This window comes from Streptomyces sp. ISL-87, from assembly GCF_018614095.1.
GTDB lineage: Bacteria > Actinomycetota > Actinomycetes > Streptomycetales > Streptomycetaceae > Streptomyces.
The window spans coordinates 14,364-40,774 of sequence record NZ_JAGGOY010000103.1 but is presented as its reverse complement, the minus strand read 5'-3'; the positions used below and the strand labels follow the sequence as shown (position 1 = coordinate 40,774).

Genomic DNA, 26,411 nt, shown 5'->3' with positions numbered 1-26,411 from the left:
CGCGAAGAACGGAGCTAGGGCTAGTGTCGGTAAGCGGCCAGCGAGATGCCGACGTAGTGCGCGACGAAGGCCGCGAGCGTCAGCGAGTGGAAGACCTCGTGGAAGCCGAAGAAGCGGGGGGAGGGGTTGGGGCGCTTCATGCCGTAGATGACCCCGCCCACGCTGTAGAGCAGACCGCCGACGATGACCAGCACCAGGACCGCGATACCGCCCGTGCGCATGAAGTCGGGCAGGAAGAACACCGCGGCCCAGCCCATGGCTATGTAGCAGGGGGTGTAGAGCCAGCGCGGGGCGCCGACCCAGAAGACGCGGAAGGCGATGCCGGCCCCGGCCGCGATCCAGACCGCCCACAGCAGCGTCCGTCCGGTGGAGGGCGGGAGCAGGAGGACCGTCAGCGGGGTGTACGTCCCGGCGATGATCAGGAAGATGTTGGCGTGGTCGAGCCGCCGCAGGATCGCTTCGCCGCGCGGCCCCCATGTGCCCCGGTGGTACACCGCGCTGACGCCGAAGAGCAGGCAGGCTGTGAGGATGTAGACCCCGCACGCCACCCGTGCCCGGGTCGAGTCGGTGAACGCCATCAACACCACACCGGCGACCACCACTGCGGGGAACATCCCGGTGTGCAGCCAGCCGCGCATGAGCGGTTTGGCCTCCGGTTCCGGCACGGCCGATACGGCCACGGCCGCGGCGTCAGAAGTCATGGCCGCCATGCTACCTACGGGTCCGTAGGTTTCCGTTAGTCCTCTTTACGGAAGATTGACGGACGTGGCGATGCTCACGTGAGAGGCCCCCTGGACATATGCGCACACGCACCGGATGATCAGATGAGTGCGGTCGGCACCGGATGAGCGGAGCGCGAAGCGTCCGGGTCGCAGCCCCCACGGGGCAAAAACCAAACAAACCCCTCAACAAGGAGCAATCGTGGCGCGCGACAACGCGGCTCCCACCACTTCCGTCCCGACGAACCACGGGGAGCTCGCCTCCTGGGTCGACGAGATCGCAGCCCTCACCCAGCCGGACCGCGTCGTCTGGTGCGACGGCTCCGAGGCCGAGTATGAGCGCCTGTGCGAGGAGCTCGTCTCCAAGGGCACGTTCAAGAAGCTCGACCCGGCGAAGCGCCCCAACTCGTACTACGCCGCCTCCGACCCGTCCGACGTCGCGCGCGTCGAGGACCGGACCTTCATCTGCTCCGAGAAGGCTGAGGACGCGGGCCCCACGAACCACTGGAAGGCCCCGGCGGAGATGAAGGAACTCTTCATCGGCACGGCGGGTGAGAAGGGCATCTTCCGCGGCTCCATGAAGGGCCGGACGATGTACGTCGTCCCGTTCTGCATGGGCCCCCTCGGCTCCGAGCTCTCCGCGATCGGCGTCGAGATCACCGACTCCGCCTACGTCGCGGTCGCCATGCGCACCATGACCCGCATGGGCAAGCCCGTCCTCGACGAGCTCGGCACCGACGGCTTCTTCGTCAAGGCGGTCCACACCCTCGGCGCTCCGCTCGCCGAGGGCCAGGCCGACGTGCCGTGGCCGTGCAACACCACCAAGTACATCTCGCACTTCCCCGAGACCCGCGAGATCTGGTCCTACGGTTCGGGCTACGGCGGCAACGCCCTGCTCGGCAAGAAGTGCTACGCCCTGCGCATCGCGTCCGTCATGGCCCGCGACGAGGGCTGGCTCGCCGAGCACATGCTGATCCTCAAGCTCACCCCGCCGCAGGGGGAGGCCGAGGCCCCCAAGTACATCGCGGCCGCGTTCCCGTCCGCCTGTGGCAAGACCAACCTCGCCATGCTGGAGCCCACGATCCCCGGCTGGACGGTCGAGACCATCGGCGACGACATCGCCTGGATGCGCTTCGGCGAGGACGGCCGCCTCTACGCGATCAACCCCGAGGCCGGCTTCTTCGGCGTCGCGCCCGGCACCGGCGAGCACACCAACGCCAACGCCATGAAGACGATGTACGCGAACACCGTCTTCACCAACGTCGCGCTCACCGACGACGGCGACGTCTGGTGGGAGGGCATGACGGAGGAGACTCCCGCCCACCTCATCGACTGGAAGGGCAACGACTGGACCCCGGAGAGCGAAACCCCGGCGGCCCACCCCAACGCCCGCTTCGCCGTCCCGGCCTCGCAGTGCCCGACGATCGCCCCCGAGTGGGAGGACCCCAAGGGCGTCCCGATCTCCGCGATCCTCTTCGGCGGCCGCCGCGCCTCCGCCGTGCCACTGGTCACCGAGTCCTTCGACTGGAACCACGGCGTCTTCATCGGCTCGAACATCGCCTCCGAGAAGACCGCCGCCGCCGAGGGCAAGGTCGGCGAGCTGCGTCGCGACCCGTTCGCCATGCTGCCGTTCTGCGGCTACAACATGGGTGACTACATGGGTCACTGGATCAAGGTCGGCGAGGGCAAGGACCAGTCCAAGCTCCCGAAGATCTACTACGTGAACTGGTTCCGCAAGAACGACGCGGGCAAGTTCGTGTGGCCGGGCTTCGGCGAGAACAGCCGCGTCCTGAAGTGGATCGTCGAGCGCCTGGAGGGCACGGCCGAGGGCGTCGAGACCCCCATCGGCATCCTCCCGACCGTCGAGTCCCTGGACACCGACGGCCTGGACATCCCGGCCGAGGACCTGGAATTCCTCCTCACGGTCGACAAGGAGGTCTGGCGCGACGAGGCCTCCCTGGTCCCCGAGCACCTGAACACCTACGGCGACCACACGCCGAAGGAGCTGTGGGACCAGTACCACGCGCTTGTCGAGCGTCTCGGATAAACCTTCCTTCACCTGATCAGGACCGGCCCCTTGGTCCTCCAGGTAGGTCGTATGCGTCTGCTGACGGCGGGCCTCTGCTTCGCGGAGGTCCGCCGTCACGCGTTCCGCCTCGTCGTACAGCACCGACAGCTGCCGCTCCAGGTGGCGTTCCGGCGACTCGCCGCCCGGGGTGAGGCGGTTCCACCAGCGCGTCCGGTTGTACGTGTTCACGCACTCCGGGACGTCCAGCCGGATCCCCCGCGACAGCGCGTGCACCGCGTCCGGCTCGGTCGCCAGTACGTCCGCCACCCAGCCGGGCTCCAGCAGCGCCCCGTACAGCTCCATCAGCTCGGCCAGTTTGCCGCCGGCCGACGGCGGCAGCTCCACCTCGGCCAGGTACTCCTCAAGCTGCCGGAACTGCTCCCGTATGACGCCCAGTTGCGCGGCCGTATCGTCGAAGTACGGCCGGTCCACCCGCTCCGGCGGGGCGATCAGCGCGCCCGCGCCGTACAGCCCCGCCACCACGACCGGGCCAGTACGTGCCGGGGAGCGGGTGTCGATCCCGGCGAGCGAGCCGACGTACTCCCCGGCCCGGCGGGCCATCTCCTCGCGCACGCCGTCATCGAGGGGCACGAGGCCCGCGGCCTGTTCCCGCTTGACCCACATTCCGCGACGGCTTGAGTGAACGTCAGGTGTCCAGGCGGTCCCACTTCGAAATGCTGTGTGGGCCCGTGGGTGCTGGTGGGCGGGGCTGGTGGCCGGGAGGATCGTGCCATGGGCGTGAGCGCGTTGAAGTGGCAGGGCTGGCTGGTCGGGCTGATGGTGCTGGCGGGACTGCTGATGTTCGCCCCGCTGGGGCTGTACGTATGGGCCAGCGGCGAGGCGGGAGAGCCGGGCGAGCCGCCGCCGCGGGCGGTCGCCGGGGCGGTACGGGTCACCGCGTGCCGAATCGATCCGGCAAGCCGGCGGGTGGTGGCCGGCGTTGAGGTGACGGGGAGCCCGCCGCGGCTCGGGGTCTACGTCGTCACGGTCGAGTTCCGCGACCGGGAGGAGCCGGAGCCGGGGGCCCGGGCGGCGCAGGTACTGGTGAAGGTCCCGGGCGTGGCCCCGGGGGCGACGGAACACGGCGAGGCGGTCGGCCCGGTATGGCCGGCCGCGACGGTCCCGTGGTGCGGGGTCGCGGGCGCGGATTTCACCCCGTCCGAGCCGACGGAGGCCGTGCCGGGGTTGTGACCCCGGGTGGCTGTGCCCCTGGGGCTGTGACTGCCGGGCTGTGACCCGGGGCTGTGACCCGGGGCTGTGACCACCGGGCTTTGAATCCCGGGCTTTGAATCCCGGGCTGTGAATCCCCCGGGCTGCGACCCCGGGCTGTGCCCTTCGGGCTGCGCCCCCCCGGGCTGTGAATCCCCCGGGCTGTGCCCTTCGGGCTGTGACCCCCGGGCTGTGGCCCCAGCGCTGTGGCCTTCGGGCTGTGGCCCCGCGCCGTGACTCCGGGTTCAGCCCCGCAGGGACATGGCACCCGGTCCGGAGCCTCCGCGGCCCCGGACCGGGGCCGTCAGAGGGCGCCGGCCAGGTCGACGGAGTCGAGGTCGGCGGCGTGCGCGTCCATCCGCTCGGCGGCGAGGATCGCGACGGTGGTGTCGGCGCGGGACGCGGCGACGAGGAGTGCGCGGGCGGCGAGGTCGTGCGCCCGCCGGTGCAGGGCCGCGGTGTCCTCGACGGCGCCGTGCGGCGCACGGGTGGGCTGGGCCCCGCGCAGCCGCGCCACCTGGGCGGCGATCCGCTCGGCGGCCTCGTCGAGCCCGAGCTCGTCGGTGACGGCGAGCAGGGCTGCCAGATGCCCGGCGAGCTGGATGTCCAGCGCTTCGGCGCGGCTGCGGTGCGGGTAGTCGGTGCGGCTGCCGCCCATGCGGTGGACGACCGACTTGGTGCGGATCGGCTCGTACATGAGGAGGCCTCCTGCGTGGTCAGGAGACCATCCTACATTGGATTAGTTCTAAAGTTGAGTTCGATCCGGCGATGCTCGGGCGTGTTCCCGGCCCAGGCCCGCCCCTGATCCGGAAGGCAGGCTTCTAGTGAGCCACTAGTGCTGGCCGTACCCGTCGAGGAAGTTCCCGATGCGGGTCACGGCGTCCGCCAGATCCTTGGCGTTCGGCAGCGTCACGATGCGGAAGTGATCGGGTTCGGGCCAGTTGAAGCCCGTACCGTGCACGACCATGATCTTCTCCGCCCGCAGCAGGTCGAGGACCATCTGCCGGTCGTCCTTGATCTTGTAGACGGACGGATCCAGCTTCGGGAAGAGGTACAGCGCGCCCTTGGGCTTCACGCAGGTGATGCCGGGGATCTGCGTCAGCAGGTCGTACGCCGTGTCGCGCTGCTCCAGCAGCCGCCCGCCGGGAAGCACCAGGTCCACGATCGACTGCCGGCCGCCGAGGGCGGTGGCGATGGCATGCTGCGAGGGCATGTTCGCGCACAGCCGCATGTTCGCGAGGATCGTCAGGCCCTCGATGTACGAGGCGGCGTTCTTCTTGGGGCCGCAGACCGCCATCCAGCCGGCCCGGTAGCCGGCGACGCGGTAGTTCTTGGAGAGGCCGTTGAAGGTGAGGGTCAGCAGGTCCGGCGCGATGGCGGCGGTGTTTGTGTGCGTGGCGCCGTCGAACAGGATCCGGTCGTAGATCTCGTCCGAGCAGACGACCAGGTTGTGGCGGCGGGCGATGTCCGTGAGCCCGCGCAGCATCTCGTCGTCGTAGACGGCGCCGGTCGGGTTGTTCGGGTTGATGATCACGAGCGCGCGGGTGCGGTCGGTGATCTTCCGCTCGATGTCGGCGAGGTCCGGCATCCAGTCGGCCTGCTCGTCGCAGCGGTAGTGCACGGCGGTGCCGCCGGCGAGCGACACGGAGGCGGTCCACAGCGGGTAGTCCGGCGCGGGGACCAGCACCTCGTCGCCGTCGTCCAGCAGTGCCTGCATGGACATCTGGATCAGCTCGGAGACGCCGTTGCCGAGGTAGATGTCCTCGACGTCCAGCTCGATGCCCTTGGTCTGGTAGTGCTGCATGACCGCGCGGCGCGCGGAGAGCAGCCCCTTCGCGTCCCCGTACCCGTGGGCGTTGCCCAGGTTGCGGAGCATGTCCTCAAGGATCTCCGGCGGGCACTCGAAGCCGAAGGCCGCGGGGTTGCCGGTGTTGAGCTTGAGGATGCGATGACCTGCTGCTTCGAGTCGCATGGCCTCTTCGAGCACGGGGCCGCGGATCTCGTAGCAGACATTGGCGAGTTTCGTTGACTGGATCACCTGCATGACGGGAGCTTACGGGGCCTGGTGCGAGCTCGCTTCGATATTCGGGCGGGAGGTCAAGGGGCGGTATGCCCTATTTCGCGCGATGGGAGGGTGGCGGCGCGGTCCACCCTTGGAAACGGGGGCCGAGCCGGTGTTCCGCCCTGCGGAATGGGTGAGCTGCGCGGCGCGACCGAGCGGCGGTGTTGCGCTCGTCACCCCGGCCGGCCCGAGCGGGGCCGGGGCGGGGCCGGGCGGGCGGCTTGAGTACGCGGCCTGAGTACGGGCACTCATGCGGCCGGGAGCGCCCCGGGTCAGGCTTGGCCCTTGAGCGGGACGGATGGAAACCGGCCGGGCCAAATAGGGAGCAGCAGTGGAGTTCGTAGTCGGGGGTATGGCGATCACCACGGTGGGCTCGGACGGCGACGACCGGGCGATCGAGTTCCGGGTGACGTCGGAAGACGCCGCGGAGCCGGGACACTTCGCGATCCACCGCGACCACGACAAGGGCTGGGAAGCGGCCCGCCTTACGGTCGACCCGGACTCGGGAAGCCTGCCGGTGGCGGCGGTGGAGTGGGCGGTGGAGTTCGCCCGCGAGTACCTGTGAGGCCTGGCCGCGATCAGGCCGACGGCGCCGGCGCCGGGCAGGAACCGCTGGCCGGCCTGCGGTGCCCGAGGGGTGAAGGAGCAGGCGCCGGCCGTCGATCTCGTGGAAGCGCCCAGCGGGGGTGCTGTGAGGTGTTCATGGCGTGATGCTCCAACCCCGACGCAGGGCCAAGGTCAAGCCGCGGGCATCACATGTCGGAGGACGCCGCCGGTACTACCTCGTACCTCGCCTGCGTGAACCCCGCTCCCAGGGCCTTCACCCCGCACAGGGTCAGCTCCACGTCACCGCCCAGCGGCCCGAAAAGCGGCAGACCCGATCCGAGGAGGACCGGGGCGGTGGTGAGGGTGAGCTCGTCCAGGAGGCCTTCACGGAGGAAGGTCTGGATGATCCGGCCGCCGTCCACGTACACGGCTCGCGCGTGCTGTTCCGTCAAGCCGGTCAGGAGCTCCGCCAGCGAGCGGTAGACGGTGATGCGGGGATCGTCGGTGGTCAGGGTGGTGCTGAGCACCGTCACGCGCTTGCCCTCGTAGGGCCAGAAGCCGAAGGTGAGGACCTTCTCGTACGTGTTGCGGCCCATGGCCAGGGTGTCGATCCCGGCCATGAACTCCTCGTAGCCCGTCTCCCCCGCCTCTGCGCCCCGCGTGGTGAGCCAGTCGATGTCGCCGTCCGGGCGGGCGATGTAGCCGTCCAGGCTGACGCCGATGGTCGTGGCCGTGCGGAAGGTGCGGTCGCTCATGAGGGTTCCTCTCGTCGGTAGGGGGCCAAGAGTAGGGGCCAAGGCCGTGGCGGCCGCGGTGCGTTGGCGCTCGGCATCAGCATCCCGGGCAGCAGCCCGACCTCGGGAAAACCCGCGGGACTGAAGGTCGGGCCGGGGGGAGAATGAGGCGGATGAAGCCACTGGAGATCATCAAGGGGGACGCGACGAGTCCCCAGGCCAAGGGGCCGAAGATCATCGCGCATGTCTGCAACGACATCGGCGGGTGGGGGAAGGGCTTCGTCCTGGGGATCTCGAAGCGGTGGCCCGAGCCGGAGGCGCAGTTCCGGGCCTGGCACCGTGGGCGGAGCGGGAACGACTTCGGGCTGGGCGCGGTGCAGCTGGTGCAGGTGAAGCCGGACATCTGGGTGGCCAACATGGTCGGCCAGCGGGGCATCCGCACGGGAAGCGGCGGTCCGCCGATCCGATACGACGCGGTGCGCGGCTGCCTGGCGGTGCTCGCCGGCCACGCCGTCGAGCTGGGCGCCTCCGTCCACATGCCGCGGATCGGCTGCGGGCTCGCCGGCGGCAAGTGGTCCCGTATCGAGCCGCTGATCACCGAGACGCTGTGCGCGCGGGACGTGGACGTGACGGTCTACGACTTCGGGAACTGAAGCAGCTGAAGCAGCTGAAGCGACCGGCTCGCGGTCAGAGGTCGATCAGGCCCAGGGCCGTCGCCAGGCCGAGGCAGACGGCGATGTGCGAGGAGAGCATCGTCGGCCACTCGGAGAAGCGCATCCGGAAGCGGGCGCGGACCAGCACGGTCCACTCGTAGGAGATGCCGAAGAGGGCTATGACCAGCAGGGGCAGCCAGAGCGCGGTCCACCAGCCGTCCGTGCCGCCGTAGCGGACGGCGGCGTAGAAGACCACCGAGAGCAGGAGGGCGGCGCTCCAACCGGACTTCTCCGCAGACGGCTTGACGTCCTTCGGTGCGGTATCCGCTGTCGTGTCCATGTTGGGCAAAGTTACATGCCGCGGCCCGAGGGGCTGCCTCGGGCCGGGGTGTCAGCAGGATCCGGTCGGCGCTAGGGGAGGAAGCGCTCGATGACCGCCGGGCCCTCCTTCTCGATCAGCTGGCGCGCCTTTTCGAGCCGCTCCGGAGTCGGCTCCTGTCCGCGTGCCATCACGAGGTCCTCGGGGTCGTACGGCCGCTCCCCGCCCGTGAAGAGCTTGGCCGGCCGGGTGGGCTGCTGGTCCGATTCACTGTCCATCGCATACCTCCTCCGATCCCCCTGGCCCCATCCTCCGGCGCCACGCCCATGAACGCACTTCGGAAGGCGGCCCCCCTAGCGGCCGTGGTGCGGTGTGCGGCGGACCGAGCGGCCGGCCAGGGTGTCGGTCCTGCGGGCGTCCCGGATCACGAAGCGGCCGTCGATCAGGACATGCGGGATGCCGGTGGGGAGCACGCGGGGGTTCTCGTACGTGGAACCCGCCGCGACCGTGTCCGGGTCGAAGAGGACGAGGTCGGCGCGGTAGCCCTCGCGGACCAGGCCCCGGTCGGGGAGGCGCAGGCGGGACGCCGGGCGGCCGGAGAGGTGGGCCACGCACTCCTCCAGGGAGAGGACGCCGAGCTCGCGGACGTACCGGCCGAGGTAGTGCGGGAACGTGCCGTACGCCCTCGGGTGCGGTTTCGCGCCCTGGAGGATGCCGTCGGAGCCGCCCGTGTGGACCCGGTGGCGCATGATCGCCCGGACGTTCTCCTCGTGGCCGACGTGCTGGAGGACGGTCGGCCCCAGCCGGTCCCGCAGGAGGAGCCGGCGGGCGGTGTCCCAGTCGGGGACGCGCGTGCCGACGTACGAGTCGAGGGCGGGGTCGGTGACCCCCGAGATCTCGATGGTGGACCAGTCGACGGGGACGCCGTGGCAGCCGTCGGCGCCCTCCACCTCCAGGGTGTGGCGGATGCGCTCCGCTTCGGCGTCGTCGCGCAGCCGGGCGAGCACCGCCTCCGGGCCGCCCTCGCCCGCCCAGCTGGGGAGGAGCGCGACGAGGGTGGTGCAGCCGGGGGTGTACGGGTAGCTGTCCAGGGTGATGTCGGCGCCGGCGGCCAGCGCCCGGTCGAGGAGTGCCAGGAGCTCCCCGGCGCGGCCCTCGTTCTCGCCGAAGTTCATCGTGGCGTGCGCGAGGTGGAGCGCGCAGCCGGCCTCCCGGGTCAGCCCGACCATCTCGGCGTACGCGTCGAGGGCGCCGTGGCCGTACGAGCGGTGGTGCGGGCAGTAGTAGCCGCCGTACGAGGCCACCACGCGGCACAGCTCGGTGAGTTCGGTGCCGGAGGCGTACATGCCGGGGGTGTAGGTGAGCCCCGAGGACATGCCGACGGCGCCCTGGGCCAGGCCCTCGGCGACCAGGGTGCGCATCCGGTCCAGCTCGGCGGGCGTCGCCGGGCGGTCCTCCCAGCCCACGGCGTACGCGCGGACCGTGCCCTGCGGGACCAGGTAGGCGGCGTTGACGGCGATGCCCCCGTCGAGCCGGTCGAGGTACTCGCCGACCGTGCGCCAGTCGAAGTCGAAGTCGGAGTCGGAGTCGAGGTCGACGACGATGGCCGTGGCCTGCGGCGGGTGGCCGTTCCAGCCGGCGATGGCGGCGCGGACATCGGTCAGCGTGCGGTCGTCGACGGGCGCGTACGACAGGCCGTCCTGGCCCAGGACTTCGAGCGTCACGCCCTGGGCGGCCTTCGCGCTGTGGTCCGGGTCGTGGAGCAGGGCGAGGTCGCTGTGGGCGTGCATGTCGATGAACCCGGGCGCGAGAACGAGCCCGTGCGCGTCGAGGGTCTGCCGTCCGCCACCCGTTCGCATCCGGCCCCTCGACACGCCGGCGATGCGGCCCTCGTGGACGGCGACGTCGGCGATGTACGAGGGCCCGCCCGTGCCGTCGACGACGCGGGCCCCCCGGATGACGAGGTCCACGGCTAGGGGGTGTCCGGCGGATCATGGCCGGGCCCGGGTGGCCGTGGCCGGAAAGGTTCACCGGGTCGCGACGCTCCCCCAGCTACCGCTGGGNNCCGCACCGGACGCCGCGCCCCGGCAAACCCTTCCGCCACGGCACTAGAAGAACGTCCGGATGTAGTCGCTGACCGTGCCGTCGGCTTCCACGACCGGGATCAGCGGCCACTTCTCGAAGATCGTGCAGGGGTGGGACATCCCGAGTGCCACCCAGTCGCCGACGTTCAGGTCCTCGGCGGAGTCGGTCTCCAGCCAGGCGTGCTGGTCGGACAGCTTGACGACGCGGATGCCGGTGGCGGGGCGCTCGGCGCCGGCAGGACCGTCGGCGCCGGCAGGACCGTCGGCGCCGCCAGGACCGTCGGCGGCGGCGCGGATCAGCTCCGCCTCGGGCAGGCCCAGGTCGTAGGCGACGTCGCGCTTGCCCGCGTTGACGAAGGCCTGGGTGGGGGAGGGGCGGGAGACGACCTGGGTCCACAGGCGGAAGGCGGGGCGCAGCCCGCCCTCTTCGGGGACCCGGTTGAAGGGGGTGAGGCGGGTGTACCAGCCGTGGTCGTGGGAGACGTACGCGCCGGAGCGGAGCAGCTTGAGGATGGGCCTCGACAGCTCGGGGAGCTCGGCGAAGACGTCCGCGACGGCGTCGAACCAGGAGGAGCCGCCCGCGCTGACGATGATCTCGTCGAGGCCGGCGCCGAAGCGCCCGGCCTTGTCGAACTCGACCGCGAGCGCGGTGAGCCGGCGCAGGTACGCGTGCACGGAGTCCGGGTCGGCGCCGGGCACCTCGGCCTCGTAGCCGGCGACGCCGACGAGGCGCAGGGTGTCGGTGGCGGCCACGGCGTCGGCCACCGCGCGGCAGTCGTCGTCGGTACGGGCGCCGGTGCGGGCGCCCTCGCCGGCGCCGAGTTCGACGACCACATCGACGGTGGCGGGCTGGTCCCGCAGCGCGCGGTCCATCAGCTGGACGCCGCGCACGGAGTCGACATAGCAGACGAAGCGGAAGCCGGGGTCCGCGGCGAGCTCGGCGGCGACCCAGCGCAGGGCGGCGGGGTCGACGAGCTCGTTGGCGAGGAAGATCCGCTGGATGCCGAAGGCGCGGTAGACGCGGGCCTGGTGGGGGACGGCGGCGGTGATGCCCCAGGCGCCGTGCTCCAGCTGGCGCTCGAAGAGCTGGGGGGCCATGCAGGTCTTGCCGTGCGGGGCGAAGGCCAGGGCGTGGCGGGAGGCGTAGTCGCCGAGGACGGTCAGGTTGTGCTCCAGCGCGTCCGCGTCGAGGGTCAGGACGGGAGTGGTGAAGCCGCCCTCGAAAAGATCCCGGCGCTGGGCGGCCAGTTGCCCGACGGTGAGCCCCGCCGTCTCGGCGTCCGGGGGGAGGCCCTTGAAACGGTGGTCGACCGGTTCGTCGGCGAGCCTGGCGAGCCGGTGGACTGCGTCGCTGCCCATGCGGGATCTCCTTGCGTTGCATGTTGTGCAACGTTCGTTGCGGGGTGTGCTGTGGCTGTCTAACATCCCTGATGACGATGGGTCAACGGTGGCCGGTTCCGTGACGACGAGGCGAGGAGGAGACGGCGGCGTGAGCCAGTCGGTGGAGCGGGCGCTCGGGATTCTGCCGCTGCTCGCGCAAGGGGCGGCGGGCCTCGGCGAGGTGGCCGGGGAACTCGGCGTGCACAAGAGCACCGCCCTGCGGCTGCTGCGGACCCTGCACCAACACGGATTCGTGTACCGGCAGGGCGACGGGCGTTACCGCCTGGGGGCGCGGCTCTTCGCGCTCGCCGCGGAGGCCGTGGAGAACCTGGACGTGCGGGGCGTCGCGCATCCGCACCTGGTCGAGCTGAACAAGGCCACCGGACACACCGTGCACCTCGCCCTCCACCAGGACGACGAGGTCGTCTACATAGACAAGGTCGAGAGCCGTTACCCGGTCCGGATGTACTCCCGCATCGGCAAGCCCGTCGCCCTCACCGTCGCCGCCGTCGCGAAGGTGCTCCTCGCCGACCTCCCGGAGCGGGAGCGGCAGCAGCTCGCCGAGCGGATCGAGTACCCCCGGTACACGGGCCGGTCGGCCTCCGGCCCGCGGGACTTCCTGCGCGAGCTGGCCCTCGTGAGGGAGCAGGGCTGGGCGACGGATCTCGGCGGCCACGAGGAGGCCGTCAACTGCGTCGGCGCACCCGTGCGAGGGCCGGACGGGCGGGCCGTCGCCGCGATGTCGATCTCGGCGCCCACTGTGGTGGTCGGCGCCGAGGAGCTGCTCGAACTGCTGCCCCTGGTACGCCGCACAGCCGACACCATCAGCCGGGAGTACTCAGGCTCCGGCTCCGGACCAGAAACCGAGGACCCGTCTTGACCGAGAAGACCGCCATCACCCCCGGCGCCCACACCACCCCGCCCGCGACGTTCTCGCACGGGGTCCGCAAGGGGAACATCCTCCAGGTCGCCGGCCAGGTCGGCTTCCTCCCGGTCGTGGACGGCTCGCCGCCCACCCCCGCCGGGCCGACGCTGCGCGAGCAGACCCTCCAGACGCTGGAGAACGTGCGCTCCGTACTGGAGGCGGGCGGCGCGGGCTGGGACGACGTGATGATGATCCGCGTCTATCTCACGGACACCGCGCACTTCGGCGAGATGAACGAGCTGTACAACGCCTACTTCGAGGAGCAGGGCCTCAAGGAGGCGCCGGCCGCCCGCACCACGGTGTACGTCGGCCTGCCGGCCGGGCTGCTCATCGAGATCGACGCGCTCGCGGTGCTGTCGTAGGGTCCTCGGCTCCTGGAAAGGCCGGCACAGCGACGGACGAGGGCGCCCCCCTGGCGGTGGGGCGCCCCGTTCGGGCATTGGCGGAGGCGGTGGCGGTGGCGGTTACACGCAGTACTGCGACTGCTTGCCGATCGAGCGGTACATGCAGTCCGCGTTCTCCAGCAGCTGGAGCACCGCGTCCTTGTTGCGCGCGGTCTCGCGGTCGATCACCTCGTCCGGCGGGTAGAAGCCGCCCCCGCCCGACTCCGGGTACATCTCGAAGGTGTAGGCGAAGACCTTCTGGTCGCCCCACAGCCAGTCGTCGATCGTCCCGTCCGTGATGTACAGGTCGCTCGACTGCTCCGGCGTGTAGCCGTTGCTGTTCGCCATGCTGGTGCCGATGGTCTTGTACACCGCGAGGTCGTCCGCGGTCATGCCCGGCGCCGTGTCGTTGTACGTCCACCCGAACGGCCACAGGACCAGCTCGCTGTACGTGTGGAAGTCGATCGCGGCCTTGATCTGCTGCTTGCCGCCGATCACCCGGCTGCGTACGAAGTCCGCGACCACCTTCACCTCGGGCGCCGACTCGCCGGCCGCGCCCCGGTAGGTCTCGGAGCTCTTGCTGCCGCTGGAGCCGCCGCAGCAGCCCCACTTGTAGTTCCAGTTCCGGTTCTCGTCCGTGCCGACGTACGAGGAGCCGGAGTTCGGCTGGCGGTTCTTGCGCCACGACCGGTACGAGCCGGTGGCGATGTCGTACTCGCCGCCGTCCGGGTTGAGGTCGGGGATGATCCAGATCTCGCGCCCGTTGACCATGTTCGTGATCCGGGAGTCGGTGCCGTACTTGGAGCCGAACTCCTTGAGCAGGTAGAGCGCCATCTCGACGGTCAGGTGCTCGCGGGCGTGCTGGTGGTGGGTGAAGAGGACCTCGGGCTCGTTCTCGTCGGTCGCGACGTTGTCGCTGATCTTGATGGCGACAAGGTCCCGGCCCTGGTACGACTTCCCGATGACCCGCTTGCTCATGATCCCGGGGTACTGGGCGATGCGCTGGTCGATCTCGGTGTTCGTCTCGGCGTAGTTGTGGTACTTCGAGTCCGCGGACGGGAAGTCCATCGGGCTCGCCGCGATGCCGGGCTCGGTGCGCTGCGGAGGGCCGGGCAGAGCGGTCAGCTCGTAGCCGAGCGCGCGCAGGTTCTTGGCCTGCATGGTGTCGGCGCTGACGACGACGGTGTGCTCGTCCACCTCGTCGATCGACACACCCGTGCGGAGCAGGGCCGTCCGGTCGGTGGCCGTCGAGGGGCCGTGGATCCGGTACTGGACGATGGCCTCGTCCTGGGTGGCGGTGGACGGGGTGGGCGGTGGTGATGCCGTCGCGCTCATGCCGTAGGCGGGTGCGCCGAGCGCGAGCGCCAGCAGGGCCGCCGTGACGGCGGCCCTTCGGCGGGTATGGAGCCGCATGCGTTCTCCTGGGTGGGAGTGTGGGGGTAGCCGTGCGGACGCGCACAGCGTGCTCTCGTGGCATGTCCCGGTCAATAGCCCCCGATTCGAATCGGCCACGTCGGCCACCCCCACACGTACCGCCTAGGGCAGGCCGTGGACCTTGGGACCCACCGCGTTGGACCAAGCACCACCCGCCTTGGCGTCCCAGTTGGTCGACCAGGTCATCGCGCCGCGCAGCCCCGGGTAGGTCTTCGACGGCTTGAAGGTCCCGCAGTTCGTGCCCCGCGCCAGGCAGTCCAGGGCGTTGTTCACGATCGACGGGGCCACGTAGCCGCTGCCCGCGCCGCTCGGCGAGGCGGGGACGCCGATGCCCACCTGCGAGGGGTCGAGGCCGCCCTCCAGCTGGATGCAGGCCAGGGCGGTCAGGAAGTCCACCGAGCCCTGGGAGTAGACCTTCCCGTCGCAGCCGTTCATCGAGCCGCTGTTGTAGTACTGCATGTTGACGACGGTGAGGATGTCCTTGATGTTGAGCGCCGTCTTGAAGTACCCGCCCTGCGTGGACTGCATGTCGATGGTCTGCGGGGCCATCGTGATGACGAGCGAGGAGCCCGCCTTCGCGGACAGGGAGCGCAGCGCCTGCGTCATGTAGGTGGGGTTGAGGCCGTTCTCCAGGTCGATGTCGATCCCGCTGAAGCCGTACTCCTGCATCAGTGCGTACGCGGAGTTCGTCAGGTTGTTCGCGGAGGTCGAGTCATTGACCGAGATGGTGCCCTTCTCGCCGCCGATCGACAGGATGACGGACTTGCCGGCCGCCTTCTTCGCGGCGACGTCCGCCTTGAACTGGGCGACCGTGTAGCCGCCGAGCCCGGCCGAGTCGAGGGTGAAGGCGATGGCGCCGGGCGTGGTCGTGGCGTCGGCGAAGGAGACGGCGATGATGTCGTACTGCGCCGGGACGTCGGAGATCTTCTGGACGGTCGCGCCGTTGTTGAAGTTCTGCCAGTAGCCGGTCAGGGCGTGCTTGGGGACCGCCGGGTTCGGGTTCGGGGTGCCGCTGCCGGTCGTCGTGCCGGTCACCGGCGCGGACTTGGAGCCCTCGCCCGCCGCGTTGTACGCGCTCACCTGGAAGGAGTACGAGGTGGCCGCGGTCAGGCCGGTGACCTGGGTGGAGGTCCCGGTCACGCTCTGGACGCGGACGCCGTCCTGATACACGTAATAGCCGGTGGCCCCGCTGACCGCGTTCCACGAAAGGGTGAGGGCGTTCGCGCTCTGGCCGGAAACGGCGGCCCCGGTGGGGGCGCCGGGCACCGAGGGGCCGGGGTCGGTGCCGCCGCCGTCCGGGCCGAACACGCTGAACTCGTCCACGACGTAGGCCGGCTGGCCGTACCAGCCGTGCGTCCAGACGGTGACCTGGGTGGTGTTCGGGCCGGTAGAGAAGGTGGTGGACAGCTTCTGCCAGCCGCTGCCCGGGCCCGGGGTCCAGGTGGAGACGTCCTGGGTGCCGGTCCCGGTCGCGCCGAGGTACACGTAGGAGCCCTGCACCTGCGTGCTCAGGGTGTACGTCGAGTTCGGCTTGACCGTGACGGTCTGGCTGCACTGGGCGTTGTCCTGGCCCGCCGGGGTGGCCTTGAGGGCGCCGGCTCCGGCGTACACGGGGGAGGAGACGACGACGCCGCTGCCCGCCGGACAGGACCAGTTGGCGAGGCCGGACTCGAAGCCTCCGTTGCGGGCGACGTTGACGTCCGCGGCCTGGGCGGTGCCGGTGGCGAGGGCGGTCAGGCCCCCGGCGGTGAGGGTGGCCGCGCCCAGCAGGGCGAGGGAGCGTATGCGGTTCACGTGGGCTCCGGTGGGGGGAGAAGGGGATGTGACGTACGCGTCCGGGGCAAGTGGGGTACCCCGCAGCCAAGTTGGTCTAGTCCAATGAACGTGTCAAGAGTCTTTGCGATCTGGCTTGAAATGGGCGACCGTCCGATCCTTGTTGTCCGGGTTTCCCGCCACCTGTGACATGTGCTGCCGGCACGGGAATTCCCAAGGCCCTGCCCTGCCAGGGAGGACGCGGATATGGTGCTGTGGCAGGGGGCGCCGGGGGAGATCGTTTGCGGTCGCGCAGCATGTGGGCGTACGTGACGACCGGGGCACCTTCCTGCCGTAGCTGGGGGAGAACGTCCGCGGCGTACATGGGTGAACGGGGGGATCCGCGTGCCGACCGCCATCGCTGTCACCAGCGCCGACCTGGTGCTGCCAGCCCCTGACCGGCATACGCCGGGGGCCGCCGTACTGCATCCCCCGGACGTGCTCGACCTGGAGGGCGCGCTCGCCGAGACGGCCGCCTTACTGGAGCGGCACGGTCATCTCGTCGTCGTCGTACCGCCGTGGCTGGCGCCCGCCGCGGCCCGGCGGCTGCACACCGTACGGGCCATCCTGGAAACCGACCGGATCGCGTTCCTCGACATCGATCTGCCGCCGCTGGGAACCGCCCTGCTGGTACGTCAGCTGCGCCAGCTCAGCGTCTGCGACTTCAGCCCCGGAGTCATCGCCTCCGCCGCCCGGCTGCTGTCCCACTACATCTACGCGGGCGCCCTGCTGGGCACGGTCGCCAAGCTGGACCGGGTCCCGGTCGGCCTCAAGGCGCACGCCAGGTCCTGGGCGCCGAGCGCGCAGTTCGCCGTCCTGGCCAACCCGACGCCGCACCTGGTCAAGCTGGGTGCCGCGGGAGCCCGTGCCGGCGCCCACGGGGGCGGAGGGCTGCCACCCGGCCCCGAGTTCGTCACCCACCTCACCTTCGCCCGCGGCCAGCTCGCCTCCGACTGGGTCACGGCCGAACTCGCCCCCGCCTGGCAGGTCCAGGGCGTGATGGAGAACCCGCTGCCGGCCGACTCGCCCGCCTGGTGGGCCACCGGGAAACTCGTCGAGTTCGCCGCCGCCATCCCGGATCCGGCCGTGCTCTACCAGCTGGTCGCCTCGGTCCGCCGCGAGGAGTGCCGCTGGTGCGGCGCCGAGCTGATCGGCGACCGCTGCGGCTTCTGCGCCGCCCCGCTCACGGCGTCGCCGCCCGCCGCACCAACCGCACGCTCCGCATCGCCCGCACGCTCCGCATCGCCCGCACGCTCCGCATCGCCCGCACGGTCCGTATCGCCCGCACGCTCCAGATCCAGACTCTGACCGGCCCGAACGAAGAAGAACGGCGAGGTAGTACGGCCCATGAACTCACGCCAGCGCCGCGGCGTCATCCTGCTGATCCTCTCGGTCCTCTGCGCTTTGGCGGCCTTCACCGGGGTCCTCCTGGTGATCGGTGATGTGAACTCCAAGGTCGGGTCCGAGGTCGTCGCGTACCGCGCCAAGGGCGACATAGCGCCGTACAGCCCGCTCACGGCCGGGCAGTTCGAGGAGATCAGCGTCCCGAAGCGGTGGCTGTCCGAAGCGGCCGTCACCGACCTCGGCGTACTCAAGGACAAGATCGCGCTGACCCCCCTGAAGAAGGGCTCGCTGCTCCAGTCGGGCATGTTCGCCGACAAGCCGCAGCTCCAGGCCGGGGAGCAGGAGATCGCCATCATGATCGACGCGTCGACGGGCGTGGCGGGCAAGATCACCCCCGGCGCCAAGGTCAACATCCTGGGCACCTTCAAGGGCAAGAGGCCGACCGACCCCGACCTGTCCGTGGTCATGGTCGCCAACGCCCGGGTCATCAACGTCGGCAAGCTCACCCCCCTGGACAAGGACAGCGAGAAGAAGGGACCCGCCGAGGCCGTCCCGATCACCTTCGCCCTGAACACCAAGGACACCCAGCGCGTCGCCTACGCCGAGTCCTTCGCGGTGCACGTACGCCTGGCCCTGGTCGCTCCCGGCACCGACTCGGCGCCCAGCCCGAGCGACCGCATGTACACCCTCGAAGGGGACAAGTGAGGCCCGGATGACGACCCGAATCCTCCCCGCGGTCGGCGACCCGGACGCCGCCCGCGCCATCTCCACCCTCCTCAGCCAGCTTCCGGACGCCGAACCGGCCGGTCCCGTCCCCGACTCCACCTCGCTGCTCGACACCCTGGCCCGGCTGGCCACCGAGTCGATCGACGAACTGCCCGAGGTGGTCCTCGTACACGAGCGGATCGGCCCGGTTCCCGCACTGGAGCTCATCCGCGAGGTCGCCCTCCGCTTCCCGGCGGTGGGGGTGGTCCTGGTGTCCTCGGACGCCGGACCCGCCCTGTTCTCCGCCGCCATGGACTCGGGCGCGCGCGGCCTGATCGGGCTGCCGCTCTCCTACGAGGAGCTCGCCGCCCGCGTCCAGGCCGCCGCCCAGTGGTCCGTGGGCGTACGCCGACACCTGGGGCGCGGCGCCGACGTCTTCACGGGGCCGGGGGGCCGGGTGGTGACGGTGACCGGCGCCAAGGGCGGGGTGGGCACCACCTTCACGGCCGTGCAGTTCGCACTGGCCGCGGCCGCCTCGGGCCGGCGTACCGCACTGGTGGACCTGGACCTCCAGGCCGGGGACGTGGGCTCGTACCTCGACGTGCAGTTCCGGCGCTCCATCGCCGACCTCGCCGGGATCCAGGACATCTCGCCGCGGGTGTTGCAGGACGCCGTGTACGAGGACCGCACGGGCCTCGCGCTGCTGCTGGCCCCGGCCGAGGGGGAGCGGGGCGAGGAGGTCGACGACCGGGCCGCCCGGCACATCGTCAGCGCCCTGCGCAGCCGGTACGAGCTCGTCGTCATCGACTGCGGCACCCAGGTGACGGGCGCCAACGCCGCCGCCGTGGAGATGGCGGACGTGGCGGTGCTGGTCACCACCCCGGACGTGGTGGCGGTGCGGGCCGCGAAGCGGATGGTCCGGATGTGGGAGCGGCTCCAGGTGCGCAAGGCGGAGGACACCGCGATGGTGGTCAACCGCTGGAGCAAGCACACCGAGATCCAGCCCTCGCTGATCCAGAAGATCACCAAGACCCGGGGCACCCGCACCCCGGTGCCGGCCGCCTTCAAGGAACTCCAGGCGGTGGTGGACGCGGGGCGGGTGCAGGACCTCGACAACCGCTCCAGCGTGAAGCAGGCGCTGTGGTCGCTGGCGGGCGAGCTGGGGCTGCTGACGGCGCCGCAGGACGCGGCACCGGTTGCGGGCACGGCCTCGGGCGGGGGCGGGGGCGCCGGCACCGGCGCGGCTCTGGCCGTGCGCGCGGCGGGTCCGGTGGCCCGGCTGCGCGGCGGCGACCGGGGCGCGCTCACCCCGTGGTCGCGGCGCGGGCGGGAGGGCTGAGGGATGCCCGGGTGCGGACGGGTGGCGGTGGGACCGGGGGGTGGCGGCGATCGTGCGGATCACGGGAGTCGCGGGAGTCGCGACGATCGTGTGGATCGCTGGACCCGCGATCCAGGCGGGACCCGCGGGACTCGTGCGGTTCGCGGGGACCGCGGGCAGCTGGCGGTCGAGTTCGCCGGCACGCTGCCGCTGATCCTGCTGCTCGTGGCGGCGGTGTGGGAGTGCGTGCTGATCGGGTACGCCTTCTCCCTGGCGGGCAACGCGGCGGACGAGGGGGCGCGGGCGGGCGCGGTGAAGGGGGCCGCGGCGTGCACGGCGGCGGCGCAGGAACACATCGGCTCCGCCTGGCAGGCCACCACGGACTGCGGGGCGTCGGGGGGCCTCTACAAGGCCAGGGTCAGCCTCAAGGTCCCGGTGCTCGTTCCGGGCCTGAACACAGGCCTCCGCATCGAGGGCGACGGCGGCTCACCGCAGGAGAAGAAGGAGGAGTGACGTGAACCGGCAATGGAAATGGCGCTCCGACGGCACGGGAGCCTCGGGCCGGGTCTCCGGCGGCGAGGGAGCCTCGGGCCGGGTCTCCGGCGGCACGGGAGTCGCGGGCCGAGTCCCCGTCGGCCGGGGAGACCGGGGCCAAGTCGCCCTGGAATACATCGGCTTCATCCCCATCCTGCTGCTGGTCGCGCTGTGCGGAATCCAGCTCGGCTGGGCCGCGTACGTCGTTCAGCAGGCGGAGACGGCGGCCCGTACGGCGGCCCGTACGGAAGCCCGCGAGCCCGGTACCGGCGCGGCGGCCGGCATGGCGGCGATCCGGCCGAGCCTCGCCTCCATCGCGGAGTTCGACGTCTCGCCGACGACCGACGCGGTCACCGTACGCGTGACCATCCCGATCAAGTCGATCGTGCCCGGCGTGGGCGCCACCAATGCCGAGCGGACCGCCGTCATGCCCAACGACCCGAAGGTGACCGCACCATGAGCCTGCGTTCCCGGGTCAGCACCCCCGACGACCGGCACAACCCCCGCGAGGACGGCCGACTGGTCTCCTCGTACCGTGCGAAGCTGCTGGAGGAGATCGACCTCGCCGAGATGTCCGCGCTCGCACCCGCCGAGCGCCGGGCGCGGCTGGAGCGCGTACTCGGCCACATCATCAGCCGCGAGGGGCCCGTCCTCTCCACCGTCGAGCGGTCCCAGCTCATCCGCCGCGTCGTGGACGAGGCGCTCGGGCTCGGCGTGCTCGAACCGCTCCTGGAGGACGCCTCGATCTCCGAGATCATGGTCAACGGCCCGGACCAGATCTTCGTCGAGCGCGCAGGGCGGGTGGAACAGCTGCCGCTGCGCTTTGCGTCGAACGACCAGCTGATGCAGACCATCGAGCGCATCGTGTCCACCGTCAACCGGCGTGTGGACGAGGCCAATCCGATGGTCGACGCCCGGCTGCCCAGCGGCGAACGCGTCAACGTCATCATCCCGCCGCTCTCCCTGACCGGGCCCACGCTCACGATCCGCCGCTTCCCGCGGGCGTTCACCCTGCACGAGATGATCGGCCTCGGCTCGCTGGACGAGCAGATGCTGCTGCTCCTGTCCGGACTCGTCCAGGCCAAGATGAACGTGATCGTCTCCGGGGCCACCGGCACCGGGAAGACCACCCTCCTCAACGCCCTCTCCGGGCTGATCCCCGAGGGCGAGCGGATCATCACCATCGAGGACTCGGCCGAGCTCCAGCTCCAGCAGGCACATGTCATCCGCCTGGAATCCCGCCCGCCGAACGTGGAGGGCAAGGGGCAGATCACCATCCGCGACCTCGTACGCAACTCCCTGCGCATGCGCCCCGACCGCATCATCGTCGGCGAGGTCCGCGGCGGCGAGACGCTCGACATGCTCCAGGCGATGTCCACCGGCCACGACGGCTCGCTGGCCACCGTCCACGCCAACAGCTCGCAGGACGCCCTGATGCGCCTCCAGACCCTCGCCTCCATGTCGGAGGTGGAGATTCCGTTCGAGGCGCTCCAGGACCAGATCAACAGCGCCGTCAATGTCATCGTCCAGCTCACCCGTTTCGGCGACGGCTCGCGCCGCGTCACGGAGATCTCCATCCTCGACTCGCACGGCCGCGAGCCCTTCCGGATCACCACCGTGTGCCGCTTCCTGTCCCAGCCGATGGGTGCGGACGGCCGCGTGCACGGCTTCTTCGAGTACTACCCGCTGCCGCGCCGGATCGCGGACCGCCTCTACATGAACAACCAGCCGATCCCGCAGGCCTTCGGGGTCGCCCTGCCGGAGGACCCGCTGACCGGTCCGCTCCCCCGGTCGGCCCCGATGGCCGGGACCGACCCGTATCCCCTCACCGACCGGTCCACCCCCCTCACCGATCCGTCCACCCTCACCGACCCGTCCACCCGGACCGCCCTGTGAACCCACTTATCCTCCTCACCCTCGGCGCCACGGTGCTGGCCTGCCTGCTCGTCGTCCTCGGCCTGCACGCTTACGCCGCCGGCCGCGCCCAGCGCGCCGCGCTCATCGAACGCCTCTCCGCGACCGGCGCCCCGGCGCCCCTGGGCCGTAGGCGCCGCTTCCGGGGCATCGACCGCCGCCTGCGCACGACCAAGCTGGGCCGCCGCATCGAGCTCAAGCTCGGGGTGACCGGCCTGGACCTGACCCCGGGGGAGTTCTTCGTCTACATGCTGGCGGCCGTCATCGGCATCTGGCTGATCTCGGCCTCCTTCCTGGCCCCCTTCTTCGGCCCGGTGGCCGGGCTGATCGGCCTGTGGGCGGCGAACGCCTTCCTCAACTGGCAGCGGGCGCGCCGCAACGAGCGGTTCATCAACCAGCTCCCCGAGCTGGCCCGCATACTGGCCAACGCGACCCAGGCCGGCCTGGCCCTGCGTACGGCCATCGGGATGGCGGCCGAGGAGCTGGAAGCCCCGGCGGGCGAGGAACTGGCACGGGTGGCCAACCGGCTCGCCGTCGGGCACTCCATGGAGGAGGCCCTGGGCGAGATCGCCGAGCGGCTGCCGTCGCGCGAGCTGGTCGTCCTGGTCTCCACCCTCGTCCTGTCCGCCCGCGCGGGCGGCGCGATCGTCGGCAGCCTGCGCAACCTGACGGTGACGCTGGAGCAGCGCAAGGAGACCCGGCGCGAGATCCGCACACAGCTGTCCCAGGTGACGGTGACGGCCTATCTGGTACCGGTGATGGGCCTCGGCTCGCTGCTCCTCGTGGACGCGATGATGCCGGGCGCGCTGGACCGTATGACCGGCGCCGTCATCGGGCAGACCGCCGTCCTGGTCGCCCTCGGCCTCTTCACGCTCGGCTTCGTCTTCATCCGCCGCCTGTCCAAGATCGACGTATGAGGAGGAGGCCGGCGTGATCCCGCTGCTCCTGGCCTTGGCCGTGGCCGTATCGGTCCTCGGTGCCTTCCACGGCATCCGGCTCTACCGCGCCGACGTCAAACTGCCCACCGACCTGGAACTGGCCCTCGAAGTCGGCGCCACCCGCACGACGGTCGTCGGCTCGATCGTCGACCGCGCCGGCATCCGCTACGCGCCGCTGATACTGCGCCTGATGGGGCCGGACCGGGTGGCCCGCAAACGCCGTCAGATCGACACCGCGGGCAACCCGTCCGGCCTGACGATCGACCGCTACGCGGCGCGCCGCGCGGTGTACGCCTTCCTGGGCGCGGTGGGCGCCTTCGCGATGCTGCTCAACGGGCAGCTGGTGCTGGCGCTGCTGATGGTCGCGTTCGGCCTGTTCTGGATCGAGGTCGGGCTGTGGTCGGCGATCCGGATCCGCCGCGACCACATCGAGCGGACCCTGCCGGACTTCCTGGACGTACTGGCGGTGGTGGTCAGCGCCGGGCTCGGCTTCCGGCAGGCCTTGGAGCGGGTCGCGGACAAGTACGAGGGGCCGTGGTCCGACGAGATCCGGATCACCCTCCAGCAGATGACCATGGGTGTCAGCCGCCGCCAGGCCTTCGACGAGCTGCGCCGCCGCAACGACTCGGAGCAGGTGGCCCAGTTCGTCACCGCGCTCCAGCAGGGCGAGGAGCTGGGCTCGCCGATCGTGGACACGCTCATCGCAATCGCCGAGGACATGCGCCGCACGGACGCCCAGAACGCCCGCCGCCGAGCCGCCCGGGCCGTCCCGCGGGCGACGCTGGCCGTCACGATGTTCATGCTCCCGGGCACCATGATCCTCCTGATCGGCGGCTTCGTGTACGGGGCGGACGTCGACTTCGCGGCGATGTTCGGGGGCGGCTGAGCCATGGCGTTACCGAACACCGCCACGGTCCGCGCACCGGACACCGCACCGTCCGCACGGGCCACGGTGCAGGGCCTTGGGGGGGACACCGCGCCGGGCTTCGTGTCGGGCACCGCGCCGGATGCGCCGGACACGGCCTCGGACATCGTGCTGACCGCGGGGGATGCCGCACGGGACATTGGGCTGGGTACCGGGCCGGGCAGCGTGGCGGCCGCAGGGGACATCGCTCCGGGCTTCGCGTCGTCCCTCGCGTTGGGTACCGCGACGGGCCTTGCGCCAGGCGCGCCGGACACCGCGCCGGGCCTGATGTCGGACGCCGTGCCGAGCATTGCGCCGGGCAGCGCATTGGCTGCGGGCGACACCGCGTCGGGCCTCGCGCCAGCCGCGCGGGACACCGCGCCGCGCCTCGCGCCGGCTGTGGGGGACACCGGGCCGGACATCGTGGCAGGCGTGCGGGGGGAGGGCCCGGCCCGCGCACTCGCCGGCTCGGGAGAGCCCTCGCTCGGGCTCCAGGTCAACGCCCTGCAAGCCCTGTGCCGCCAGGTCTTCGCGTTCCGGCTGGTGATGATCGCCCTGGGCGCGCCGCTGGAGCTGGCCCGCACCACGCGCGGGGGGCCGACGTACCTCGTGGGCGGCGCGATCCTGCTCACCTTCGTGCTCTCGTACGCCCTGTTCCGCGACTGGGATCGCTTCGGGCCGCTGCTGCTGCGGCACCGGTGGCTGCTGGCCGTGGACATGCTCTTCAGCGCGCTGCTCCTGATCACCGCGACACCCGAGTCCCCACTGGGCTTCGTCTCGCTGTGCACACCGCTGCTCGCCGGGCTGGTCTACGGCTGGCGCGGCTCGGCGGTGTACGCCGCGGTACAGGCGGCCATCTTGGTCCTCGCGGCGCAGGCACAGGCTCCGGCACAGGCGCACGCACATGCCCACGCGAAGGCTCCGGCACAGGCACTGACTCTGGCGGCCCTCTGCGTACTCGCGGGCGCGGCCGGTGCCTGCCTGCGGGGCCTGCTCTTCCGCTTCGGCTCGGCGAGCCAGGCCCTGACGGAGACCCGCGCCCGGCTGGCCGCGGCCACGGCGGTCCGGGCCGAACGGGACCGCCTGGCCCGCGAGATGCACGACTCGGTGTCCAAGACCCTGCACGGCCTGGCCCTGGCCGCGGACGCCCTCTCCCGCACCACGGACCCGGCGGCCCTGCGCCACCATGCCGACCTCCTCTCCGAGGCGGCCCGCCGCGCGGCCGCGGAATCCCGCCAGCTGCTGACGGACCTGCGGCGCGATCTGGACGCCGCCCCGGTGGTCTCCCTGCCGGACGAACTCCGCCGCCTGGACCCCGACCCCCGTACGGAGCTCCGCGCGACCGGTGCCTTGCCTCTGCTCCCCGCAGCCGTGGCACGGCACCTGGTGGCGGTGGCCTCGGAGGCGGTGGAGAACGCGCGCCGCCATGCGGGCGCCTCGCGCATCGTGGTCGAGGCGGCCGCCGACGAATCCCACCTCACCCTGACCGTAGAGGACAACGGCTCCGGCCTGCCCTCGGTGCTCCCCCGTACGGGCCACTTCGGCCTCCTCGGCATGACGGAACGGGCCGCCGCCATCGGCGCCCACCTCCACATCGGCCCCCGCCCGGCCGCCCCCGGCACTCAGGTCCGCCTGGCCCTCCCGCTGTCCGCCCTCACCCCGGAGAGGAGCCCCTGATGCCGCTCCCGCTCCCGCTCCCCCTCCCCCTCCCACTCCGCGTCCTGATCGCCGACGACAACCCGGTCGTCCGCGCGGGCCTGACCGCCCTCCTGGACACCGCCGACGGCATCGAGGTCGTCGCCCAGGCGTCGGACGGCGGCGAGGCCCTGCACCTGACCCGGCTGCACACCCCGGACATCATCCTGCTGGACGTGCGCATGCCGGGCGTGGACGGCATCTCGGCGCTGCCCCACCTGGTGCGGCTGGCGCCGGTACTGATGCTGACGTACAGCCAGGAGGCCGAAATCGTCCGGGAGGCCCTGCTGTTGGGCGCGGGCGGCTATCTGGTCCACGGCGAATTCACGCCGGACCACCTGGTCACGGCCGTCCGCGACGTCCGCGCCGGCCGCGCCCACTTCAGCCCGACGGCGGCGAGCGCCCTGCTCGCCGAACTACGGGCCTCTTCGCATCCGCAACGAACTGTGGCACAGTCTTCTGAGCGTCTGCTCAACCACCGGGTATTCGGGCTGAGTTCGCGGGAGGAGGAGGTCATGGATCTCATCGCGTCCGGGATGAGCAACCAGCAGATCGCGGCGACCTGCTTCATCAGCGAGAAGACGGTCAAGAACCACATCAACCGCATCTTCGCGAAGCTCCAGAGCGGCACCCGCAGCGAGGCCATAGCCCGATGGCTGGGAACCGCCCGTCCGGGGGTGGCCGGTCATGGGTAGACAGCGTGCGCAGTGGGTCCGTAAATGGGTCCCGGG

27 protein-coding genes are annotated in these 26,411 nt (G+C 71.2%); 17 read left to right on the top strand and 10 right to left on the bottom strand.

Annotated features, from left to right (window positions below; genetic code table 11):
• Window positions 1-20: 20 nt before the first annotated feature.
• Window positions 21-710, bottom strand: coding sequence for a hemolysin III family protein (locus tag J7I97_RS31580; protein WP_374103738.1), 690 nt, complete (start codon window positions 708-710; stop codon window positions 21-23).
• A gap of 211 nt (window positions 711-921) precedes the next feature.
• Here J7I97_RS31580 and J7I97_RS31575 point away from each other — a divergent pair, with 211 nt between their 5' ends.
• The 3 genes from J7I97_RS31575 (at window position 922) to J7I97_RS31565 (ending at window position 3,978) form a co-directional block, all read left to right on the top strand.
• Entirely contained in the window at window positions 922-2,766 is a 1,845-nt protein-coding gene (locus J7I97_RS31575) for a phosphoenolpyruvate carboxykinase (GTP) (RefSeq protein WP_214941858.1), read from the top strand.
• A 51-nt stretch (window positions 2,767-2,817) separates the two neighbouring features.
• Window positions 2,818-3,426, top strand: coding sequence for a hypothetical protein (locus J7I97_RS40490; RefSeq protein ID WP_214941855.1), 609 nt, complete (start codon window positions 2,818-2,820; stop codon window positions 3,424-3,426).
• A gap of 99 nt (window positions 3,427-3,525) precedes the next feature.
• Window positions 3,526-3,978, top strand: coding sequence for a hypothetical protein (locus J7I97_RS31565; RefSeq protein ID WP_214941853.1), 453 nt, complete (start codon window positions 3,526-3,528; stop codon window positions 3,976-3,978).
• A gap of 322 nt (window positions 3,979-4,300) precedes the next feature.
• On the opposite strand, the gene J7I97_RS31560 is transcribed toward J7I97_RS31565, so the two are convergent.
• Together J7I97_RS31560 and J7I97_RS31555 are read right to left on the bottom strand one after the other, a co-directional pair.
• Window positions 4,301-4,693 carry a hypothetical protein gene (locus J7I97_RS31560; protein WP_214941851.1) on the bottom strand — a complete coding sequence of 131 codons (393 nt, stop codon included), beginning with the start codon at window positions 4,691-4,693 and terminating at the stop codon, window positions 4,301-4,303.
• A 135-nt stretch (window positions 4,694-4,828) separates the two neighbouring features.
• Window positions 4,829-6,040, bottom strand: a complete 1,212-nt coding sequence (locus J7I97_RS31555; protein WP_214941848.1) for a pyridoxal phosphate-dependent aminotransferase — start codon at window positions 6,038-6,040, stop codon at window positions 4,829-4,831.
• A gap of 349 nt (window positions 6,041-6,389) precedes the next feature.
• Between J7I97_RS31555 and J7I97_RS31550 the strand changes: the two genes are divergently transcribed.
• Window positions 6,390-6,623 carry a hypothetical protein gene (locus tag J7I97_RS31550; RefSeq protein WP_214941845.1) on the top strand — a complete coding sequence of 78 codons (234 nt, stop codon included), beginning with the start codon at window positions 6,390-6,392 and terminating at the stop codon, window positions 6,621-6,623.
• A gap of 187 nt (window positions 6,624-6,810) precedes the next feature.
• On the opposite strand, the gene J7I97_RS31545 is transcribed toward J7I97_RS31550, so the two are convergent.
• Window positions 6,811-7,359, bottom strand: coding sequence for a dihydrofolate reductase family protein (locus J7I97_RS31545; RefSeq protein ID WP_214941842.1), 549 nt, complete (start codon window positions 7,357-7,359; stop codon window positions 6,811-6,813).
• 152 nt (window positions 7,360-7,511) lie between these two features.
• Between J7I97_RS31545 and J7I97_RS31540 the strand changes: the two genes are divergently transcribed.
• On the top strand, window positions 7,512-7,991 hold the full coding sequence (locus tag J7I97_RS31540) for a macro domain-containing protein (RefSeq protein WP_214941840.1): 480 nt from the start codon (window positions 7,512-7,514) through the stop codon (window positions 7,989-7,991).
• 34 nt (window positions 7,992-8,025) lie between these two features.
• Here the strand turns inward: J7I97_RS31540 and J7I97_RS31535 are convergent, their stop codons facing one another.
• From J7I97_RS31535 to J7I97_RS31520, 4 genes are all read right to left on the bottom strand, one after another.
• Window positions 8,026-8,331, bottom strand: coding sequence for a hypothetical protein (locus J7I97_RS31535; RefSeq protein WP_214941837.1), 306 nt, complete (start codon window positions 8,329-8,331; stop codon window positions 8,026-8,028).
• 71 nt (window positions 8,332-8,402) lie between these two features.
• On the bottom strand, window positions 8,403-8,588 hold the full coding sequence (locus tag J7I97_RS31530; protein WP_214941834.1) for a hypothetical protein: 186 nt from the start codon (window positions 8,586-8,588) through the stop codon (window positions 8,403-8,405).
• 75 nt (window positions 8,589-8,663) lie between these two features.
• Window positions 8,664-10,280 (bottom strand): amidohydrolase family protein, encoded by a 1,617-nt coding sequence (locus J7I97_RS31525; RefSeq protein WP_214941831.1) that lies wholly within the window; start codon window positions 10,278-10,280, stop codon window positions 8,664-8,666.
• A 138-nt stretch (window positions 10,281-10,418) separates the two neighbouring features.
• On the bottom strand, window positions 10,419-11,753 hold the full coding sequence (locus J7I97_RS31520) for an alanine racemase (RefSeq protein WP_214941828.1): 1,335 nt from the start codon (window positions 11,751-11,753) through the stop codon (window positions 10,419-10,421).
• Window positions 11,754-11,883: 130 nt separating this feature from the next.
• On the opposite strand from J7I97_RS31520, the gene J7I97_RS31515 reads away from it, so the two are divergent.
• Window positions 11,884-12,654, top strand: coding sequence for an IclR family transcriptional regulator (locus J7I97_RS31515; protein ID WP_214941825.1), 771 nt, complete (start codon window positions 11,884-11,886; stop codon window positions 12,652-12,654).
• Window positions 12,651-13,061, top strand: a complete 411-nt coding sequence (locus tag J7I97_RS31510) for a RidA family protein (protein WP_214941822.1) — start codon at window positions 12,651-12,653, stop codon at window positions 13,059-13,061. Before J7I97_RS31515 ends, J7I97_RS31510 begins: the two co-directional genes overlap by 4 nt.
• A gap of 102 nt (window positions 13,062-13,163) precedes the next feature.
• On the opposite strand, the gene J7I97_RS31505 is transcribed toward J7I97_RS31510, so the two are convergent.
• Window positions 13,164-14,495 carry a M14 family metallopeptidase gene (locus J7I97_RS31505; protein ID WP_214941819.1) on the bottom strand — a complete coding sequence of 444 codons (1,332 nt, stop codon included), beginning with the start codon at window positions 14,493-14,495 and terminating at the stop codon, window positions 13,164-13,166.
• A 123-nt stretch (window positions 14,496-14,618) separates the two neighbouring features.
• Entirely contained in the window at window positions 14,619-16,310 is a 1,692-nt protein-coding gene (locus J7I97_RS31500; RefSeq protein ID WP_214941816.1) for a chitinase, read from the bottom strand.
• Window positions 16,311-16,673: 363 nt separating this feature from the next.
• On the opposite strand from J7I97_RS31500, the gene J7I97_RS31495 reads away from it, so the two are divergent.
• The 10 genes from J7I97_RS31495 (at window position 16,674) to J7I97_RS31450 (ending at window position 26,375) form a co-directional block, all read left to right on the top strand.
• The gene (locus J7I97_RS31495; RefSeq protein ID WP_308369248.1) at window positions 16,674-17,636 is read left to right on the top strand and encodes a hypothetical protein; all 963 of its coding nucleotides are present in this window, start codon (window positions 16,674-16,676) and stop codon (window positions 17,634-17,636) included.
• 39 nt (window positions 17,637-17,675) lie between these two features.
• Window positions 17,676-18,377 carry a Flp pilus assembly protein CpaB gene (gene cpaB / locus J7I97_RS31490; RefSeq protein WP_214941811.1) on the top strand — a complete coding sequence of 234 codons (702 nt, stop codon included), beginning with the start codon at window positions 17,676-17,678 and terminating at the stop codon, window positions 18,375-18,377.
• A 7-nt stretch (window positions 18,378-18,384) separates the two neighbouring features.
• The gene (locus J7I97_RS31485; protein WP_214941808.1) at window positions 18,385-19,716 is read left to right on the top strand and encodes an AAA family ATPase; all 1,332 of its coding nucleotides are present in this window, start codon (window positions 18,385-18,387) and stop codon (window positions 19,714-19,716) included.
• 90 nt (window positions 19,717-19,806) lie between these two features.
• Window positions 19,807-20,208, top strand: coding sequence for a pilus assembly protein (locus tag J7I97_RS31480; RefSeq protein WP_308369249.1), 402 nt, complete (start codon window positions 19,807-19,809; stop codon window positions 20,206-20,208).
• Between the two features lies 1 nt (window position 20,209).
• Complete coding sequence (locus J7I97_RS40075; RefSeq protein ID WP_214941803.1) at window positions 20,210-20,689, top strand: TadE/TadG family type IV pilus assembly protein; 480 nt, start codon at window positions 20,210-20,212, stop codon at window positions 20,687-20,689.
• Complete coding sequence (locus J7I97_RS31470) at window positions 20,686-22,125, top strand: CpaF family protein (RefSeq protein ID WP_251059345.1); 1,440 nt, start codon at window positions 20,686-20,688, stop codon at window positions 22,123-22,125. Before J7I97_RS40075 ends, J7I97_RS31470 begins: the two co-directional genes overlap by 4 nt.
• Window positions 22,122-23,060, top strand: a complete 939-nt coding sequence (locus J7I97_RS31465; RefSeq protein ID WP_214941800.1) for a type II secretion system F family protein — start codon at window positions 22,122-22,124, stop codon at window positions 23,058-23,060. Before J7I97_RS31470 ends, J7I97_RS31465 begins: the two co-directional genes overlap by 4 nt.
• Window positions 23,061-23,076: 16 nt before the next feature.
• The gene (locus tag J7I97_RS31460; RefSeq protein WP_214941873.1) at window positions 23,077-23,967 is read left to right on the top strand and encodes a DUF5936 domain-containing protein; all 891 of its coding nucleotides are present in this window, start codon (window positions 23,077-23,079) and stop codon (window positions 23,965-23,967) included.
• A 3-nt stretch (window positions 23,968-23,970) separates the two neighbouring features.
• A complete protein-coding gene (locus J7I97_RS31455; protein WP_251059344.1) occupies window positions 23,971-25,662 on the top strand; it encodes a sensor histidine kinase in 1,692 nt (563 codons plus the stop codon).
• A complete protein-coding gene (locus J7I97_RS31450; protein WP_214941797.1) occupies window positions 25,662-26,375 on the top strand; it encodes a response regulator transcription factor in 714 nt (237 codons plus the stop codon). Before J7I97_RS31455 ends, J7I97_RS31450 begins: the two co-directional genes overlap by 1 nt.
• Window positions 26,376-26,411 lie beyond the last annotated feature (36 nt).